The following is a 17,930-nucleotide window of genomic DNA, read 5'->3' on the forward strand; positions in this document are numbered from 1 at the left end:
GGCGACCGTACACCCATTCGCAAGCCGCTCTAAATGCTTGGCGCTGCGGTTTACCTTAAAGACGCTTTCCCTCAGGAAAGCGTAATGAACATGCAAGCCGGCGAAGGCATTGCCGCACTCGCGGGAGCACTCCCGTCGTCAGGAATTCACCGCCACGCCGGGAAAGAAGGTTTCCGCCAGCTCCCTGAGCACTATCGCGTTGTCATCGCCGTCGATGGCGGCATGGGCTGCCTGCAAATAGTCCTGCACCTTGCGCCGCGCGCTGCGCACGCCGATGCGGGCAACGATATTGGTGCCGTCGTCGCCCGCATCCTTGATGTCGTCGAGCATCTGGAACGCCAGGCCGAGATTGGTCGTGAATCGCATCACCTTGTCTTCCTGCTCCGGCGATGCATGGCTGACCAGGCAGCCGGCCTTCGCCGCGGCCTGGAACAGGATGCCGGTCTTGAGCTGATGCATGTCGGCGATGGCGGCCGGATTGGGTATGTCGCCCTTGGATTTCAGGTCGATGTACTGGCCCAGCGACAGCCCATTGGGGCCGACCGTGGTGCACAGCAGCTGGATCAGCTTGAGCCTGAGTTCTCCCGCCAGCCTGTCCTGCGAGGCAACGATGCACTGGCTCTGCGTCAGCAGCGATACCGCCGCCAATATCGTCAGGCTCTCGCCGAATTCGATATGGGTGCAGAGGCGGCTGCGTCGCTCGCGGTCGTCATCCATGCATGGAAGATCGTCGAGGATGAGCGAGGCGCAATGGATCATTTCAATCGAGCAGGCGATCGGCATCGCGTCCTCATGCGCTCCGCCCAGGAAGTCGGCCACGGCCAGCGTCAGCAATGGCCGGATGCGTTTGCCCGGAGCGAGCACGCTGTAGCGCATCGCGGCATTGACCGGCGACGGATGCGCGGACCCAAGGAGTTCATCAAGACGTGAGTTGATCAGCAACCGGGACTCCGTCACCCAGTCATGTCCGGCGCTGACAGGCAGATCGTTGGCTAACATAGATGCAGGGACTGCTTATCGAAGTTGGGCATGTCGGTTTTCCTCCTGTCATCCATGCTGAAACTGATACTAATGGGCACGGGTTCCATGGTTTGCTTCTGTTTTGCCTCTGTTGCAAAGATCCGCAAAGAACCCGATCTACGGTCGGCGCCTGCGAGGCGCATCTGCAGCGGACGGTGCCTTGTCCGTAGCGCGGAAGCCGGGGCGAGCGTCAGCGGCTGTAGTCGCCTGCGGCGCCAAGATCGTTCGGATCGCCGCCGCGGCTGGCATCGCGGTTCTTTTCAACCTCGACGGCATGGGCCGGATCGACGAAACCGGTGGCATTGCCGGTACCTGTGCCGCGCCCGGTGGATTCCTGTTCCGGAACCGCGGGCGTATCGATCATCGGTTGTTTCGCATCCTGCTTCTGCTGGCTTTTGTCGGTTTGCATCTGGTATTCCTCATGTTCATTTGCATGTATCAGGGTATTGCGGCGAACTGCTCTCGCAACCCGGACTGTTAGTCGCCCGCCGGTTCGCGCGACGGAGGCATCGTGGCCATTGCTGTCCAGATACCGCATATCGCTGCATGCGCCACAGGACATATGCGATTTAGACATCAAGGATGAAAAAGGTTTGTTGTTCAGGACAAATCATGAACAAATTTGCGCGAAAAGGACTGACGGCAATCAAGTTTATTTCTCCGGACCTGAACAAAAACTCCTCTGCTTAACTATAATCCCCCGCTGAACCGCACTCCCGATCCAAGTCATACAAGCCCAGCCCCGCTCCTTGACCATGCCCGCGATAGCGGCCTTGCCGGATCCGTTCAAATTTCAGTAAGAAGAACAATGCATTGCGACACTTGCAATATTTCTTGATTACATTGCAAGACTGTGGTTTTTCGATCAAAATCGCTTCACTTAATGCAAGACAACACTGCTGATGACGACTGACGACCGTACGAAGCTCATCTCCCAGCTGCTGGCCCTGGAATCGCCGGAAACGAGGGCTCCGGACGCCGTCGAAGAGCGCTCCGTCTGGCTTTGGGATAGATTAGCTAATCACTTAACACCGCTTATCGGACAGATGGGGTTTGAATCCTTGTATGCTCGCGCTGTTCATTTTTCGCAATCCGAATGCCAAGGTCTGTCCGCCTTCACCCTTGGACAAGAAACTGACTTTCTTCAGAAACTCAGGGAGGATATTCGGGGTCTGGAACATGACACTGCTGAACGGTGCACCACGATTTTGCTTAACAAATTCATCGAACTGGTGACTGCAATGATCGGTGAGGCGTTGATGGGGCATATCCTGCGGTCCGCCTGGGACGAATACAGCGCCCGGTACGGCACGAGGGGAGTTTCAGAATGACTAAAAAAGTAGCGCTTGAAAAATTGCCCACCGGCGTTCCCGGCCTGGATATCCTGCTGGCGGGCGGAATCGCCAAGTATTCATTCAATGTGATTACCGGCGCCCCGGGCAGCGGCAAGACGACGCTGGCGCACCAGATGATGTTTGCGCTGGCCAATTCAAAGCGCAAGGCCCTGTTCTTCACCGTCATGGGTGAGCCGCCGTTGAAGATGCTGCGCTACCAGCAGCAATATTCGTTCTTCGATCTTGAAAAGGTCGGTCCGTCCATTCGCTATTTCAATCTGGCCGAGGACTTGCAGCGAGAAGGATTCGACGGCGTGCTGGAGCGCATTCTCAAGGAAGTGCGCGACTTCGAGCCGGAACTGATCTTTGTCGATTCCTTCAAGTCGGTGGTGCAGGCAACCAAGGAAAGCGTGCAAAGCACGGCCAGCCTTCAGTATTTCGTGCAGCGCCTCGGCGTGCACCTAGCCACCTGGCAGGCAACCACTTTTCTGCTCGGTGAATATGCCGATGCGGCGCAGGAAGAAAATCCCATCTTCACCGTTGCCGACGGCATCATCCACCTGTGCCAGGCTTTTGAGCAGGACGAAATGGTGCGCAAGATAAGCGTGGTCAAGATGCGCGGCATCGCGCATCAGACCGGCCTGCACCGGTTCCGGATGAGCGGCGATGGCCTGCGCGTGTTTCCGCGCCTGCTCGGCGGCATCGTTGCAAGCAAGCATGACCCGCAAGGCATGCGCGGCCGTTCCCACCGGCCCACGGTGCGCCTGTCCACCGGCTGCAGCGGCCTGGACGCCATGCTGGACGGCGGACTGCCCGAGGGCTATTCCTCGATCGTCATGGGTCCGCCAGGCTGCGGCAAGACAGTTCTGGGGACCTCGTTCCTGGCTGCAGGCGCCCGGATCGGCGAGCACGGCATCATCGTGTCGTTCGAGCATACCTTGTCGCCGTCTTTCAACGCTCCGCTGGATGCGCTGATCGAACAGGGCAGCGTCACCGAAGTCAGCCTGACCGCAATCGACCTCACCGTCGAAGAACTGGTCGCTGCCCTCCTCGACGAGGTGGAACGCACCGGAGCGAAGCGCATCGTGATCGACTCGCTGTCCGCGCTGGAACTGGTGATCGCGCCGCAGTACAGGCCGCACATGCTGGAATCGCTGTACCGGATGCTGACCCACCTGCACGCGCGCGGCATTACCGTCATGATGATCAGGCATTTGGCGAACATGTCGGAATCCCTGTTTTCATCAGGTGATTTCATCGTCGACGCCATCATTGCCATGCGCTATACCGAAATCGACTACAAGCTGGTCAAGCTGATTTCCGTACCCAAGCTGCGCGGCAGCCGCCACAGTGCGGACGTGCGCAAATTCACGACCAACGAGGACGGCATCGAATTGGGGGATAGCCTCTGACATTGCAACAAAGCGCAGCGCCGTAACGGAATTTCGCAACAGGAAGCCGCACCGTGGACAAGCAATGAAAAAAGAAACGCATTCCAGCTCGCAGGACGATGTGCGGGTCAGGCAGGCAATTGACAGGGTAGTGGAAGCCGTTCGCGGCGGGCATAGCGGCAGTGAGGAAATACAGGACCTGCTGTCGCTGGTATCGCAATTGCGGGAAGCGAATCAGAACCTGGTGCTCGCCGCGGTGAAGGCGCAAGTGCTGCAGGAGACCGCCGAAACACGCAACCGCCAGCAGAACGAATTCCTGGCGATGCTCGCGCATGAACTGCGCAATCCTATCGCGCCCATCAGCAATGCCGCCAGCCTGCTGGAAAAGATGACGTCCGCCCATCCGCTGCTGCCGAAGATCCAGGGCGTCATCAGCCGCCAGGTCACCCATATGGCGCGGCTGATCGACGACCTGCTGGACGCGTCGCGCATCACCAGCGGCAAGGTCAGCCTCGAAAGATCCAGGATCACGGTGAATGACATCCTGAACCGGGCGCTGGAAGTCGTGCGTTCCACCATCGACCAGCGGCACCAGCAGCTGCTGGCCGAGCCGCTGGAAAACGATGTGATGGTCGAAGGCGACCTGATCCGCCTCGCGCAGGCGATGAGCAACATCCTCGTCAATGCCTCCAAGTTCACGCCGGAAGGGGGCAAGGTCACCGTGCTGCTGAAGCGGCATGGCGATGCCGTGCATTTCGTGGTCCGCGACAGCGGAATCGGCATTGAATCGGAACTGCTGCCGCATATCTTCGAACTGTTCAGGCAGGGACCGCGCACGCTGGCCCGCAGCGAAGGCGGGCTAGGCATCGGGCTGTCGGTGACCAAGGCACTGGTCGAGATGCATGGCGGCAGGATCGCCGCGCACAGCATGGGCCGCGACATGGGCAGCGAGTTCGAGATTGTGCTGCCCGTCGCGCAGGATGCGCCGCAGGGAACTGCTGGAGAAGACCCCGCACCGCTCGCCGCACCGGCTGCCTGCTGCCGCATCCTCCTGATCGAGGACAACCCCGACACCAGCGCCACGCTGCAGCTGCTGCTGGAGCTCAGCGGGCATCGCGTCACCGTCGCACCCGACGGGCTCAGCGGCGTGTCGCTGGCGAAGACCAACACCTACGATGTCATCCTCTGCGATATCGGACTGCCCGGCCTGAACGGCTATGGCGTGATCAGGCAGGTCAGGCAGCTTGAGGCAACACATCAGCCCTATGCGATTGCCATTTCCGGATACGGCCAGCCGGAAGACCGCGCCCGCGCCATCGGCGCCGGTTTCAATGAATACCTGGTCAAGCCGGTGAAGACGGACACCGTGCTCGGGCTGATTGCCACGCAAGGCGCGGCAGCCTGAAGCGGCACCGCGGACAAACAACTGCCGTCCCGATTGCGTTTCATCCATTCCATGAATGACGCTCTACATCTGCTCGGCCTTGCTTAACCGCGGCTGTTTGCGGCCATGGCAAGGAAAAAGCATTGCCGACGCGTGCTTAGAACCTGGCTCGCGCTCAGCCCTCGGCTATCGGGCCGCTATGGCGGGTCGCAAGCGTATCGTTGGCCTTCGGACTACCGGATAAATTTTCATCATCAATAAAGAGTTGACAAATCCAGGTGTTGTTTGTTTCAATACTTCAGCCTCTCAAAGGGAGTAGCTGACACAATTGCCCAAGTTCGCATTGTGTTGCGGTGCCGTCATTACGACGTTGGTGGGTTGGCAGCCATCGGCGTTCGGTGCCGTGTCTCGGGTTAAGAAAATGACCCGGGCAGCCAGACTGGCGAGGATCCCCGACAATTTGTTGCCCAAACGTTGCCGGTTTGGGTTGAGAGGCTCGTCACGATGACTTCCATCGGCACCCCCCTGTTGTGGACGCTCTTTACAGTGTTCGTACTGATCGCTCTCGCGATCGATTTTCTGGCGCTTAACCGTCAAGGCTCGCATACCGTCGGCATGCGGGAGGCAACCATCTGGTCGATACTCTGGGTGGCTGTGTCATTCCTGTTTGTCGGCTGGTTGTGGTGGTATCTCGGCGGTACCGCTCCCGATCCCCTTTCGCGGGATCTTGCAAACGCCAAGGCACTTGAATTCATTACCGGCTACCTGGTGGAGAAAGCGCTCGCGGTCGACAATATCTTTGTTTTCCTGATGATATTCACCTATTTCGCAGTACCGGCAGCATTCCAGAAGCGGGTTTTGATGATCGGCATTTTGGGCGCCCTGGTCCTGCGCGCAATCATGATTCTGATCGGCGCATGGTTGATCACCCAGTTCCACTGGATCATGTATGTATTCGGCGCCTTCTTGCTGTTCACCGGGATCAAGATGTGGTGGGCGGCGGGTCAGGAACCCGATCTCGGAAACAATCCTGCGCTGCGCTGGATTAACAGGCACATGAAGATCTCCCCGAACTACGACGGTGAAAAGTTCTTCACGATCGACAACGGCGTAAAAATGGCCACCCCGCTATTCGTGGTGATTCTTCTCATCGGCATCGTGGACGTGGTGTTCGCGGTGGATTCAATTCCCGCGATCTTTGCCATTACGACCGATCCGTTCATTGTTCTGACGTCGAACGTCTTTGCAATTCTCGGCCTGAGGGCGATGTATTTTCTATTGGCGGGCATGCATGAGCGCTTCCATCTGCTTTCGTACGGACTCGCGATCATCCTGGGCTTTATCGGCATCAAGATGCTGCTCATCGACATCTACAAGATTCCGATCGCCTGGTCCCTGGGCTTCACGATTACTACGCTCGTGGTCACCATGCTGCTGTCGCTGAAGATACCGCCAAGGCACGGCAAGACGGGAACAGCGTTTCCGTTTGCTCCCAAGCCGGAAGGCGGATCTGCCGGAGAAAGGTAAGGAAGATAAGAAAGGGAACGCAGTCCTTGGTGGTTCCGCATGCGGGACCACCAAGACTGAAGGAGTGACAGTTCTTTCGCGGCTCTTTCAGTTGTCCATCAATCTTAGAAAGTCGGCCGCCGCATTGCTCCAGGGCCGGCATGCCTTGGAGCGCTGTTCAAGGAATTCCCCCCATTCCGGGCGACTTTCAGCGCGGATAGGAGAAGCCGGTTCGAATATCCATCGGTACCAGGCGGCTGCCCTCGCGCACCATTAACCGCTGGGGCGGTTCGTCGCCTGCCAGTGCGCGCGGCGTGACGGGCAGTCCCTCGCCCTTGCGCAACAGTGGATCGCAGCGTTCGTAAACGTTGCGGCAGCCCGTGGCATTAAGGAGCGCCTGCACGACAGGCACCTTCCACAGGTCAACGCCTCCGGCATTGAACTGGCAAACCAGATAGCCTTGGATGCCGCCATAGCTGTGCACCAGGAGACCGGGCAAGCCGTCCTTTTCGCCGTCGATCAGCTGGACCAGCGCCTGCGGATCGGCGTTGCGCAGCGCATCGGCGCGGCGCAGCACGCCAGCCTTTACGCGCCGCTTTATCATCGCGTGGTCAACCGGCTCATCCTCGCGCAACGTCCAGACGCGGGCGGCAATTTGCGATTTGGCGTTATAGGCTGCGCGAGCCAGAAACAGGTGAGCCGACGATTGCACGATCGCCGTGGCGCCAGGTTTGTTGCGCTCCTGGGGCTTGCCGTCGACCTTTTCGATGGCGGAGACGTAAATCCACGGGTCGCCGGAAAGCAAACCTTTTTCCTTGCCCTGTTTGATGGTGATGATAAGCATGTGCGGCTTTCGTTTTCAGGAACGGGATGATACAGCAAGCCGCCGGCGCCTCGGGGCGCGAATCGCACCAGCTGCGTCCGCGAGCTATCGCTGGTAATTCAAATTCAATGCTCTAAAGCAGGCCCTCAGATCGAGGCAAGGATTGGTATTAGACATCAAGCATGCCCCGTGCTGCCAGCGCCTGAGCCTGTTCGATCAATGCACGCATCTTTGGCTGCGCTTGTGTTCGAACCGGAAAGTACAAGTACAAGCCGGTCGTCTTGGGCACGGAAGCGTCAAGCACCCGTACGAGACGGCCTTGGGCCAGGTCGGCCTCGATTTCGATATCGGGAAGATAGGCGCAGCCGAGTCCCTGGCGCGCAAATTCAGCGATCGCCGCGGTATCGTTGGCGATCAGGGCAGTATCGGTTTCGAGTTCATAAGCGCCGTCCGGGCTGGAGAACCGCCATGCATGCAGAAGACCGGAGCTGTTGAATCGGTATCGGATCGTCCGATGGCTTAGCAAGTCCTGCGGCACGCCGGGCACACCATGCCTTTCGAGATACTGCGGCGCTGCAACGACCGACCAGGTCATTTCCCGACTCAGGCGTACCGTGACCATGTCCTGCTCAATCGACTGCCCCAAACGAATGCCGGCGTCGTATCCCTCCGCCACCAAATCGATAACGCCATCGTTGAGCGACAAGTCGAGTGACACGTCCGGATAGTTCGTGCGCATGCTCGGCACCAATAACCGCGCAACCCGCAAGCCGAGTGCTCGCGGGGCGGTAATGCGAAGACGTCCTGCCGGGCGCTCACGGAATGGCTCGAGTGCGGCGAATGCCTCCTCGATCTGATCAACTGCCGGCTTGAGCGTGGCGAGCAGGCTGACACCGGGCTCCGTCAGCGACACGCTGCGCGTGGTGCGCCTGAACAGGACAACGCCATGACGGCGTTCGAGTGCCCGCACTCCCTTGCTGCAAGCGGTCGGGCTGATGGCCAGCTCTTGGGCAGCGAGGGAAAAACTGCGGTGTTTGGCAACAGCCAGGAAGATGCGGATCAGGTCGAGTGAAGTCATTGCATACGATTATGAACCAGAAGTTCATAAGGCATGTAGTCCAGCCCCATTTTTCTCACGAGTTCATCGCTTTAGACTGGCTATTCAACTTCTGGAGACCACAATGACTCATCTTCCTGTACCGATCGCCGCCTATCTCAGGGCCGCAAATGCCAATGACACAACCGCCCTCACCGCCTGCTTCACCGCTGATGCCGTCGTTCATGATGAAGCAAAGGAATATCGCGGTATCGAAGCCATCGTAGCCTGGAAGGCAGAAACCAGCGCCCACTACCGCCCGATCGTAGAAGCCCGGCATATCGAAGGCGCCGACCAGAACTATCGCCTGCGGGCTCTCGTGAGCGGCAATTTTCCGGGCAGTCCCGCCATGCTCTCTTACAACTTTCTACTGCGCGACGACCGGATCGCGGCCCTGGAGATCGGCGTATGAGCACACTGGAATTCCAAGGCAAGCGGGCCCTCGTGACAGGCGGAACCAAAGGCATGGGCGAGGCTATCGCACGCCTGCTGGCACAACGCGGCGCAACAGTGATATCCACCGCCCGCCAGTTGCCGGCAAATCCATTGGCCGGCGTCCGCTACCTGCAGGCCGACCTGGCCACCCTTGAAGGGACGAATACCGTCATTGATGCTGTCGAGCGCGAGATTGGCGGCCTGGATTTGCTGGTCAATAACGTAGGCGGTTCATCGGCACCGGGTGGCGGAGCGCTCGCGCTGACCGATGCCCTCTGGGAAGCTACCATCCAGAGCAACCTGATGTCGGCAGTCAGGCTCGACCGCGCTTTTTTGCCCGGAATGCTTGCCCAAGGAAATGGAGCCATCGTTCACATCACGTCCATTCAACGCCGCCTGCCGCTCCACGAGTCGACCGTGGCGTACGCCGCCGCAAAAGCCGCACTCGCGAACTACAGCAAGTCCCTTGCCAATGAATTCGGGCCGCACGGCATACGCGTGAATGCGGTGGCGCCGGGCTTTATCGAAACCACCGCGGCCACCGCACTGATCGAGCGCATGGCGACGCACCGAGACATCAGCTTTGATGAAGCGCGCGACGTGCTGATGGACTCGCTCGGTGGCATCCCGGTCAACCGGCCTGGCAGACCTGAGGAAGTGGCCGAGGTGGTGGCGTTTTTGCTGTCCACGCGCGCGGCGTTCGTTCAGGGTGCGGAATATGTTGTTGATGGAGGTACGCTTCCGAAGGTCTGAAGCGGGAGCGCAGTCCTATTCGGATGCAGGATCACCGCGCGGTGCGCTATGAAGCCAGCCCGCGGAGAAGGCTGCTGTCGCTTGCAATTGGCGCATCGGCCAGCCCCGGCGCCGTCTCGGGAACCGGCGGAAGCTGCGGACTTGTTTCTTGAAGCGCAGGCACTGCGTCTTCCCACTCCTGGCCCCAGCGTGTCGCTGCAATCGCTATGGCCCCGGGGTGGGTGAGTCTGGCTTTGAGTTCGGGGATGCGGCGCTTTCCAATTCGCCTGTCCGCAGCGAGCAAGATGTCCACGATCTGCCACCGGTCGGCGAAAGCGAAGCTGAGCAACTGGTCGGTTGGCGTGTCGATGTACTCGCGCAATAAACTCGATATCGACGATACGTCCGTGTCGTAAGGGTAGTACGTGGCGTTTTCGCTGAAGTCACGCGGGTAATCCCAGATCACGTCCTTGTCCAGCGTGCACCAGTAGCGGGGCAGGTCCGTGCAGCCGCTGGCCGATGCCATGCGGTATGCGCGGCACTGGATCTGCAGACGCAGCCCCTCGGCGAAAAGTTTGCCGACCTCACGCTGGAGTTTGCTCCATGGTTTCACATCCGCCTCCGATTTACCAAGCTGCGAACATGATAACCGCTGGCCTTTGCCACTGTCCTTACGCCAGCCGAAAATCATGCGGCGAGGCGAGGGACCCGCACCCTGACGCGGCTCCCTCGCCTCGCACGCCGTGCATTTACTTGGGCATTACAACCTTGTCGATGACGTGGATTACGCCGTTATCCGCAACGACATCCGTCTTTACGACATTGGCGTTGTTGACCCCGACTTTCCCGCCTTTCATGCTGACCGACAGGGGGCTGCCCTCTACTGTCTTGACGTTGCCGGCCTTTACGTCCGCGGCCATGACCTTGCCCGGTACGACGTGGTAGGTCAGCACCTTGGTCAATGCGGCCTTGTCCTTGAGCAGCGCATCGAGTTTCTCCTTCGGGATACTGGCAAACGCTTCGTCGGTTGGTGCAAACACGGTGAACGGGCCTGGTCCTTTCAGGGTGTCAGCCAATCCCGCAGCCTGTACCGCGGCGATCAGGGTATTGAATGACCCGGCCGACTTGGCAGTGTCCACAATGTCGGCGGCATGTGCGGCGCCAAATGCGAAGGCAATTGCGGTTCCCAACATAAACTGTTTCATTGCTAGCTCCTGTAGAACGTTAAATTAACCCGCCGCGCGGGGCGGCAGAATGGAAAATGCCTGACAAGAACCCGGAAGAATTGAACCGGGCATGCAGCAAATTTATGCTTTAAATAAGCACATGTCCATTGTTTGACCCAGTATAATTAAACATAATCGGTTCAATTACGGTTCATTCCATGAAAAAATCTGTCAGCACCGAAGAAAACACACCCGCTTCCGAAGATGGCCGTGCTGCCTACCGCAGCGGGGTGGCGGCGCGCCTGGCCGGCCTCTCCGCAGAAACTCTGCGCGTCTGGGAGCGCCGGTATGACTTGTCCGATACCGAACGCTCGACGAGCGGCCAACGCCTGTATTCGGCAGAGCAGGTGCGGCGGCTCGGCATGCTCAAGCAACTGGTGGATCAGGGCCATGCGATTGGCGTGCTGGCAAGGCTCTCGATTGAACAATTGCAGGAGTTGGCAGGACCCCGCGACGGGGAACTGCAGGCGGCGGGACCACTGAGAGTGGCGGTCATTGGTGAAGGCCTGGCGAGGCGAATCGCGGCCGGCGGTCGGGAGGGCGCGGGGCTCGAGGTTCAATGCAGCTGCGCCCGGCTTGAGCATGCCGCATCGCTGCCGCGCGATGCGGACGTGGAACTGCTGCTTGTCGAATTGTCCGAACTCGATGAAAGCGCGCTGCCGATGATTGCATCGGCACGCGAGGCATGCGCGGCCGCCGCGGTTGTTGTCCTTTACCGGTTCTGCGCGAGCGCGACCATCCGTGCATTGCGCGAACAAAATTGCCTGGTCGCACGCGTTCCTGCAGAACTGGGCGAACTGGCGCTGCTCTGTCGGGCGGCCCTTGCCGGCGAGCGCCTGCCGCCGCTGGAGCGGACCGATGTACCCGAGGTGCGTTTCAACGAGGATTTCCTGTCATCCATCACGGCAACCGGCAATCAGCTCGCCTGCGAATGCCCGCGCCACCTGGCCGACCTGCTACTGATGGTGGGGAGCTTCGAGCGCTACAGTGCCCAGTGTGCCTCGCGCAACGAGGACGATGCGCAACTGCACCAGGAACTGCGGAACGCCGCCGGCCGCGCACGCGCCATCCTGGAAACCGCCATGGAACGTTTGGCGCGCGCTGAGGGACTGCCGCTGCCGGGACTGCCGCAGGGAATGTAAAAGATCTTTGGTGTTAGCCGGCGGCGCTACGCGAATGACACCTGCGGCGCAAGAGGCTGCACTTCGGAAGGAGGCAGCGGCCTCGACACGAAATAGCCCTGGATCTCATCGCACTCCAGCGACTTGAGCACCCTGGCCTGCCCGATCGACTCCACGCCCTCGGCAACCACCTTCATGCCAAGCGAATGCGCCATGGTGATGATGGCGGTATAAAACACCGTTCCTTCCCGCGACTGTTCAAGCTGGGCAGTGAAGGCGCGGTCGACCTTGAGCACGTCGAAATCCATGCGCTGCAACTGCGACAGCGAGGAATATCCAGTGCCGAAATCATCGACGAGCAGCGTGATGCCCATGTTGCGTATGGCCCGGATTGCCGACGCCACGGTCTCGCTGTCGCCCATCATCGAGGACTCCGTCAATTCGACCTCGATCAGGCCAGGATCGATTCCGTGACGCGCAATGCAGCTTGCCAGCGTCTGTGCCGGGTCGGCATCCTGGAAGTGTAGGGCGGACACATTGACCGAGACAGGCACCACGTGCCGACCGTGCCTGGCCCAGAACGCCAGCTGTGCGCACACCTTGTCGATGACGCGCTCTCCCAGCCTGGCGATCAGACCCGCTTCCTCGGCAAGCGGGATGAATTCGCTCGGTTCGACCAGGCCCCGGGTCGGATGATGCCATCGCACCAGAGCCTCCATGCTGGTGGTGATTCCGTTGGCCATGGAGACGCGCGGCTGATAATGGACAACGAGCTGATCATGCTCGATGGCATATCGCAACTCCATCTCGTACTGATGGCGCGCTCGCAGGCGCTCGGAAAATTCGGCATCGAAAAAGCAATAGTTTCTTTTTCCCGATGTCTTGACCGAGTACATCGCCATGTCCGCATTGTTGAGCAGCACGGTAGCATCCGTGCCATCCTTCGGAAACACGCTGATGCCGATCGACACGCCAACTCCCACCACGCCCTTCGATATCCTGAACGCGGAGCGAAATGCGTTCAGGATGCGCTCCGCGACCTGGGCGGCATCGTCGGCATGCTCAAGCGGTTCAAGGATGACCAGAAACTCGTCGCCGCCTATGCGGGCTACCCTGTCATGCGGGCGCACCGCGTCTTCGAGCCGGCGCGCCACATTGCGCAGGATATCGTCCCCCGCGTCATGGCCCATGGTGTCGTTGACGGTTTTGAATCCGTCGAGATCGAGGAACAGCAAGGCAAGCATCGCCTTGTCCTGAGCCGCGCGTTCGACCGCCGCCGGCAGGAAGGTATTGAGCCAGTGGCGGTTCGGCAGGCCCGTCAGCGCATCTTCATTGCCGCGCTTTTCCAGTTCGGCTACGTGCGCTTTCATCTCGCTGATATCGCGCATGGTGATCGCAAGATCGTTTTCCGGCCGCGAAACGCGGATGTTGAGCCATTGGGGACCGTTCAGGCGCACCCTGTGCAGGTCGATATCGCCTTCAAAGAAACGTTGATTCATGGCCTTGGTCATCATCTTCATCGCCTGCTGTGCCGCTTCGCCCTGGTAGAGCGCGGATATCGTCGCGCCCAGCAAGGTGTTGCGGCGGATCCCTAGAAGCTGGGCGGCCCTGTCGTTGCAGTCAATGACCTGGAAGTCGGACAGCCGCATCCGTTCATCGTGGAGCGGCCGGGCGATGACGAAGCCTTCATTGCCGACTTCGGTTGCGGTCCGGTAGGTAGCCTGGACCATCTCTATCTGGTGCTTGCGCCAGGCAAGGTGCAAAGACACGCCCATGGCGATCAGGGTAATGAGTGCCAAGAGGCCGGTTCCCGCAAGGGCATTGCCAATGACGGCCTTGCGCCAGGCGTGGTACGGCGCCAGTACCGCTTCCTGGTCCAGTCCTGCCATCGTGATCATTCCATAGTCGAAGGTCGCCTGCCACCCGACATATCTGCTGCGGCCATCGACGAACCACTCCTTGCCATCGAGAAGGCGGCCACTCCTCCATTCATTCAGGACGGGCTTCTTCAGCATGGCCTGGCTCTCCTCGTCGGGCAGGAAGATCGTTTCGCCGATCCGTGCCAGCCTGACCTTCTCGTCCGCACTCAGGATGGCGAAGAAGCCGTGCGCTTTCAGTGTGATCTCGTCATAGGCGGACGTGAAGTAGTCAGGGGTGACCGATACCAGGACGATTCCTCTGAAGCTGCCATCTTCTCCCGACAGGCGGCGTGAAAAGGGAACCACCGGCGTCTTCGAAAAGTTGCCGATGCGAGCCGTTCCAATATGAAAGAGGTCTTCCTTTTCCATGTGGACGCGAAAATACGACTCATCAGCGATATTGACGCGCGCAGCGGACGGTATGGTGCTGCTCAGAAGGTTGCCGTTGCGATCGATCAGGCTTACGTAGAAACCCGATTCCGCCGATTGCAGGCGCGGGTGACGGAATTTCGAAGGTCGGAAATTTCCGTTGGAGGTTTCCCATCCATACTTGATGTAGAGCGTGAGCTGGTCGACGGCTTCCAGGCCGCGGAACAAGTGATTGGAATATGCCCTGCTCAGAATGCCGGCTTCATGGACCGCATTCGCTTCGGTCTCCGCGCGCTCCTTTTCGAGGTAACCCGACAGCACGATCCATCCGATCAGTGCGAGCACCAGCGACTTGGTCGGCCAGAACAGCAGCAGCCAGCGCTTGCGTTTCGCGAACCGCAGGTCGCCGAACACACCCTTCATGCGTACGATCGATGAATCCAACAGGTCGGAAAATGCCATGGGCCACTCCACTGGGCCAGAGGCATTACCTTACCAGCGCCTGCAATCCATCATTCCGAATTAGTGGCTTTGCTTGATTTTCCACAGAGCGCCTTATTTTTGCGCTGGCAATGCGAGGCAAGGTTGCCGCCGGAACCGAAGTGCGGAGCAGGAAGCCTGCCGGAACATGTAGCCCGCACCTTCATCTAATCAGTTCAAATTTCTTACCGTCACGATTATGTCTTCCCATCTCGGCCTGGTATGCATTACCCATTCGCAGGAAGTACGTTACCGCACCATCACACGCAAACGTCTGCTGCAACAGTCCTACGCGGTACAGCAGAAGCTGCTGGAGGAAATTTATCGCGACAACATTCAGCGGCTCGATACTGCCCTGCGCTATTGTGTGCAGGAAAGCATACGACTGTATCGAATGCCCTCCTCCCTGTTTCCATTTTCGGACGAGGATGTCGGCCGCGAAGTGCTCACGAAGCTGAGTGGTGTCGTCGGCCGCGTCGGCGAATGGGCAACCCGCAATAATATTCGCCTTGTGATGCACCCCGATCAGTTCGTGGTGCTCAGCTCCGATTCGGCCAACGTGGTGGAAAACAGCATCAAGATTTTGCAGATGCATGCCGACATCATGGATTTGCTGAACCAGCCGCGTTCACCCTGGGCACTGCTTGAGGTCCATGGCGGCAAATCGGCGCGCGCGCAGGCGTTGATCGAGCGCATCGGCCAACTGCCGGAAGCGATACGTTCCCGTCTCGGGCTCGAGAACGATGAATACGCATATGGCGCACAGGAAATCTACGAGATCTGCATGGCGAGCGGGCTGCCGATGGTCTTTGATGCGCACCATCATGTCATCAAGGAAGGCTTGTCGAGTTATGAAGATCCGAGCGTCGAGGAAATGCTGCTCAAGGCGCGCGAAACCTGGGCCGACCCGGCGCAGCAACTGGTACACATCTCCAATGGCCGTACCGCCTTCAATGACCGCAATCATTCCGACCTGATCGAGATACTGCCCTCGTCCTATGCGCAGGCTCCGTGGATAGAGATTGAAGCCAAGTTCAAGGAGCTGGCGATTCAGAAGATCCGGCAAGTGGGTTCGGCACGGCTTTGAAGATGTCCTCGTCCGGATGCCGCCGGGTAGGCGAGAGCCGGGCGTAGGAAGCTATTCCTCCCTGCAAGGTACGCCGGTCCCGGCCCAAGCGCAGTTCCATCGCAGGTTCGGCCTTGGCCAGCGGCACTTCGCTCCCGGTCAACCACAAGCGTTCGGCCAACAACTTCAGCGCGGTGGCTTCCCTGGCTAGATCGCGATGCGACTCCACGCCGAGCGCGCTCAATCTCATGGCATCCGCGCTCAACATGGTCGCAAGCTTTGTCAGGTGCTCGGCAAGGCTCTTCGTGCTAATCGTGTCCATGGCATTGTCCTCCTCATGAGCGGATCATGCCTTATTTCCAGCGACGCAGCGCGCGCCAAGAGCAATCTGCTCAAATTTTGAAAGCCGTTGCGGCAATAGCGCAACAGCTTCAAGCGCAACACTCTTGTCCTGCCTGCTGTGAATAAGGAAGATAGTTTCTTGAACAAACATTCTTAACGACAAGTTAAAAATTAAGCAGACATCTTCAACGAATGAGCGCAGACTGCTTCATTGCAGCAGCCCTTTATCTGCGGAGGAGAAATGGAGACAATCGTTATTCAAAGCAAGCACCGTCCCCCCTCGGATGACTCGCTGTCACGCCTGCTCGCATTGTCCAAGGATATCGACGAAGTGGAAAACCTCACCATGTGGTTTGGAATAGAAAATGAATCGGGCGAGGTATACCGCATAGTCGGAGTAGATGGAGTGGCAGACTATGTGAAGATCTTAAAGCAGCTGCGCGATGCAGGATACTGGATCGAATCCCTCGAGGCGGAAGTGCCGGGAGCCTTGCATGCGGTGGTGAAAGCGAAAGGCAAAATCCAGGCACGGTAAACCTTCATCGCCGCTATCGCCAAAGAAGATATGGCATTTATTCAGCCTTGCTGCCTTAGTCCGGAGGTTCCATGAAACACGGCAATCTTGCAACACTAATCTTCTGTGCGCTTCTGATCATTTCAGCCGTCGTCGGCAAATACCTTTTTCGCATTTGAAGCGATATGCTCGCCAAGTATCCGCGAACCGCTATCGGCGAACCGCTATCGATAAGCCGCTATTCTTCACGGTTACGCATGTTCCATGACAGGCTCGCCAAGCAATCCGGCAATGACACCTAATATCTCCGGATGGTGAACCATGCCGAAGTGGCTGACCCCGTTGACTTCGATGTTCCGATGCTGACCTGATTCCGGTCCGACGCATTTTTCCCAGCTGACAATGCCATCCGTCTGTGAATAAATCGACGTGGAGCGTACCGGCATGCCGGAGGATTCGCTTAGAGAGGATTCCCCCATCAGTCCGAATGGAGTCGCAAGAGTGATCACCTGGCGAATGCGAGACGGATGGCGATGGCCAAGTTCCCGTGCGTATGCTCCGCCGAGGCTCCAGCCGACGATAGAGATCGGCGAATGATGCCGGTCATGCAGTTCTTCGACCTGCCTGCCAAGCATTCGCATCCACCCCTCGAGATCATGTCCATGGCCGCCATTGATGCCGTGCTTCCAGTCATAGACCGCATATCCCAAATCCCTCAAACGTGTACGCAGATCCAGCGTGGCCGCTCCACTGGCGGCGAGCCCCGGAATCACCAGAACCGGATGACCATCACCCTGCATCAGGGAGCCGGAAAAATTCATCTGCCCTGCCAGATAATTGCAAACCGCATGGTACGGCTCCAGCGCAAATAAGAACGGCGAAGCCGAAGTGCCATTATTTGGATAAAACATAGTTGTTCCTGACCAGAGAATTAAATGATTGACTGCCGTCTCCTTTCCAACTGTGCGTTCGGTTCACGCAATAAGGCGGGAGACTTCGGTGAAACGCATTGCGTCGCCGTCTCCTTCAATTCGTTTTTGCGTCACCTGTGTGCTTTTGAAGCGTATTTGTTTTTAAAGCCTGTGGCAGTTCATGCGAATGAAATCGGTGCTCTCATCAGGAGTCGCAGCATGCGCTTGCCGCGACTGGCCGGACGAATTTCAGGGTGTGGA

General features: G+C 58.7%; 18 protein-coding genes. 9 read left to right on the plus strand and 9 right to left on the minus strand.

The genetic code is table 11. The features are described 5' to 3' along the window. Positions 1-138 precede the first annotated feature (138 nt). Positions 139-999, minus strand: coding sequence for a polyprenyl synthetase family protein (locus tag RY831_RS28345; protein WP_326509692.1), 861 nt, complete (start codon positions 997-999; stop codon positions 139-141). 211 nt (positions 1,000-1,210) lie between these two features. Further along, complete coding sequence (locus tag RY831_RS28350; RefSeq protein ID WP_326509693.1) at positions 1,211-1,429, minus strand: hypothetical protein; 219 nt, start codon at positions 1,427-1,429, stop codon at positions 1,211-1,213. Between the two features lie 493 nt (positions 1,430-1,922). On the opposite strand from RY831_RS28350, the gene RY831_RS28355 reads away from it, so the two are divergent. The 4 genes from RY831_RS28355 to RY831_RS28370 all read left to right on the plus strand — a co-directional run bounded on the left by RY831_RS28355 (position 1,923) and on the right by RY831_RS28370 (position 6,656). Beyond that, positions 1,923-2,351 (plus strand): hypothetical protein, encoded by a 429-nt coding sequence (locus RY831_RS28355; protein ID WP_326509694.1) that lies wholly within the window; start codon positions 1,923-1,925, stop codon positions 2,349-2,351. Continuing rightward, positions 2,348-3,766 (plus strand): DUF7125 family protein, encoded by a 1,419-nt coding sequence (locus RY831_RS28360; RefSeq protein WP_326509695.1) that lies wholly within the window; start codon positions 2,348-2,350, stop codon positions 3,764-3,766. Before RY831_RS28355 ends, RY831_RS28360 begins: the two co-directional genes overlap by 4 nt. Before the next feature lie 64 nt (positions 3,767-3,830). Continuing rightward, entirely contained in the window at positions 3,831-5,150 is a 1,320-nt protein-coding gene (locus RY831_RS28365) for a hybrid sensor histidine kinase/response regulator (RefSeq protein ID WP_326509696.1), read from the plus strand. Between the two features lie 483 nt (positions 5,151-5,633). After that, positions 5,634-6,656 (plus strand): TerC family protein, encoded by a 1,023-nt coding sequence (locus RY831_RS28370; RefSeq protein ID WP_326509697.1) that lies wholly within the window; start codon positions 5,634-5,636, stop codon positions 6,654-6,656. A 187-nt stretch (positions 6,657-6,843) separates the two neighbouring features. Here the strand turns inward: RY831_RS28370 and RY831_RS28375 are convergent, their stop codons facing one another. Together RY831_RS28375 and RY831_RS28380 are read right to left on the minus strand one after the other, a co-directional pair. Continuing rightward, positions 6,844-7,479, minus strand: a complete 636-nt coding sequence (locus RY831_RS28375; protein ID WP_326509698.1) for a class I SAM-dependent rRNA methyltransferase — start codon at positions 7,477-7,479, stop codon at positions 6,844-6,846. Positions 7,480-7,627: 148 nt separating this feature from the next. Further along, positions 7,628-8,536 (minus strand): LysR family transcriptional regulator, encoded by a 909-nt coding sequence (locus RY831_RS28380; RefSeq protein ID WP_326509699.1) that lies wholly within the window; start codon positions 8,534-8,536, stop codon positions 7,628-7,630. A gap of 103 nt (positions 8,537-8,639) precedes the next feature. On the opposite strand from RY831_RS28380, the gene RY831_RS28385 reads away from it, so the two are divergent. Both RY831_RS28385 and RY831_RS28390 read left to right on the plus strand, forming a co-directional pair. Beyond that, positions 8,640-8,966, plus strand: coding sequence for a nuclear transport factor 2 family protein (locus RY831_RS28385; RefSeq protein WP_326509700.1), 327 nt, complete (start codon positions 8,640-8,642; stop codon positions 8,964-8,966). After that, positions 8,963-9,742 carry an SDR family oxidoreductase gene (locus tag RY831_RS28390; protein ID WP_326509701.1) on the plus strand — a complete coding sequence of 260 codons (780 nt, stop codon included), beginning with the start codon at positions 8,963-8,965 and terminating at the stop codon, positions 9,740-9,742. Before RY831_RS28385 ends, RY831_RS28390 begins: the two co-directional genes overlap by 4 nt. Before the next feature lie 46 nt (positions 9,743-9,788). Here RY831_RS28390 and RY831_RS28395 read toward each other — a convergent pair whose 3' ends face one another. Both RY831_RS28395 and RY831_RS28400 read right to left on the minus strand, forming a co-directional pair. After that, positions 9,789-10,412: a hypothetical protein gene (locus tag RY831_RS28395; protein ID WP_326509702.1), complete on the minus strand. Its 624-nt coding sequence runs from the start codon at positions 10,410-10,412 to the stop codon at positions 9,789-9,791. Between the two features lie 58 nt (positions 10,413-10,470). Beyond that, positions 10,471-10,926, minus strand: a complete 456-nt coding sequence (locus tag RY831_RS28400) for a fasciclin domain-containing protein (RefSeq protein ID WP_326509703.1) — start codon at positions 10,924-10,926, stop codon at positions 10,471-10,473. Positions 10,927-11,105: 179 nt separating this feature from the next. Between RY831_RS28400 and RY831_RS28405 the strand changes: the two genes are divergently transcribed. Next, positions 11,106-12,089 (plus strand): MerR family transcriptional regulator, encoded by a 984-nt coding sequence (locus RY831_RS28405; protein WP_326509704.1) that lies wholly within the window; start codon positions 11,106-11,108, stop codon positions 12,087-12,089. A 26-nt stretch (positions 12,090-12,115) separates the two neighbouring features. Here RY831_RS28405 and RY831_RS28410 read toward each other — a convergent pair whose 3' ends face one another. After that, entirely contained in the window at positions 12,116-14,818 is a 2,703-nt protein-coding gene (locus RY831_RS28410; RefSeq protein ID WP_326509705.1) for a bifunctional diguanylate cyclase/phosphodiesterase, read from the minus strand. Positions 14,819-15,035: 217 nt separating this feature from the next. Here RY831_RS28410 and RY831_RS28415 point away from each other — a divergent pair, with 217 nt between their 5' ends. Next, a complete protein-coding gene (locus tag RY831_RS28415) occupies positions 15,036-15,923 on the plus strand; it encodes an apurinic/apyrimidinic endonuclease family protein (protein WP_326509706.1) in 888 nt (295 codons plus the stop codon). Here RY831_RS28415 and RY831_RS28420 read toward each other — a convergent pair. After that, complete coding sequence (locus RY831_RS28420; RefSeq protein ID WP_326509707.1) at positions 15,871-16,224, minus strand: hypothetical protein; 354 nt, start codon at positions 16,222-16,224, stop codon at positions 15,871-15,873. The two genes, RY831_RS28415 and RY831_RS28420, sit on opposite strands and share 53 nt — an antisense overlap. Positions 16,225-16,485: 261 nt before the next feature. On the opposite strand from RY831_RS28420, the gene RY831_RS28425 reads away from it, so the two are divergent. Next, positions 16,486-16,779, plus strand: a complete 294-nt coding sequence (locus RY831_RS28425) for a hypothetical protein (RefSeq protein ID WP_326509708.1) — start codon at positions 16,486-16,488, stop codon at positions 16,777-16,779. Positions 16,780-17,009: 230 nt separating this feature from the next. Here RY831_RS28425 and RY831_RS28430 read toward each other — a convergent pair whose 3' ends face one another. Further along, positions 17,010-17,669, minus strand: coding sequence for an esterase/lipase family protein (locus RY831_RS28430; protein ID WP_326509709.1), 660 nt, complete (start codon positions 17,667-17,669; stop codon positions 17,010-17,012). Positions 17,670-17,930 lie beyond the last annotated feature (261 nt).

The sequence above is a fragment of the Noviherbaspirillum album genome (assembly GCF_035916955.1).
In the GTDB taxonomy this organism is placed as follows: Bacteria; Pseudomonadota; Gammaproteobacteria; order Burkholderiales; family Burkholderiaceae_D; genus Noviherbaspirillum; species Noviherbaspirillum album.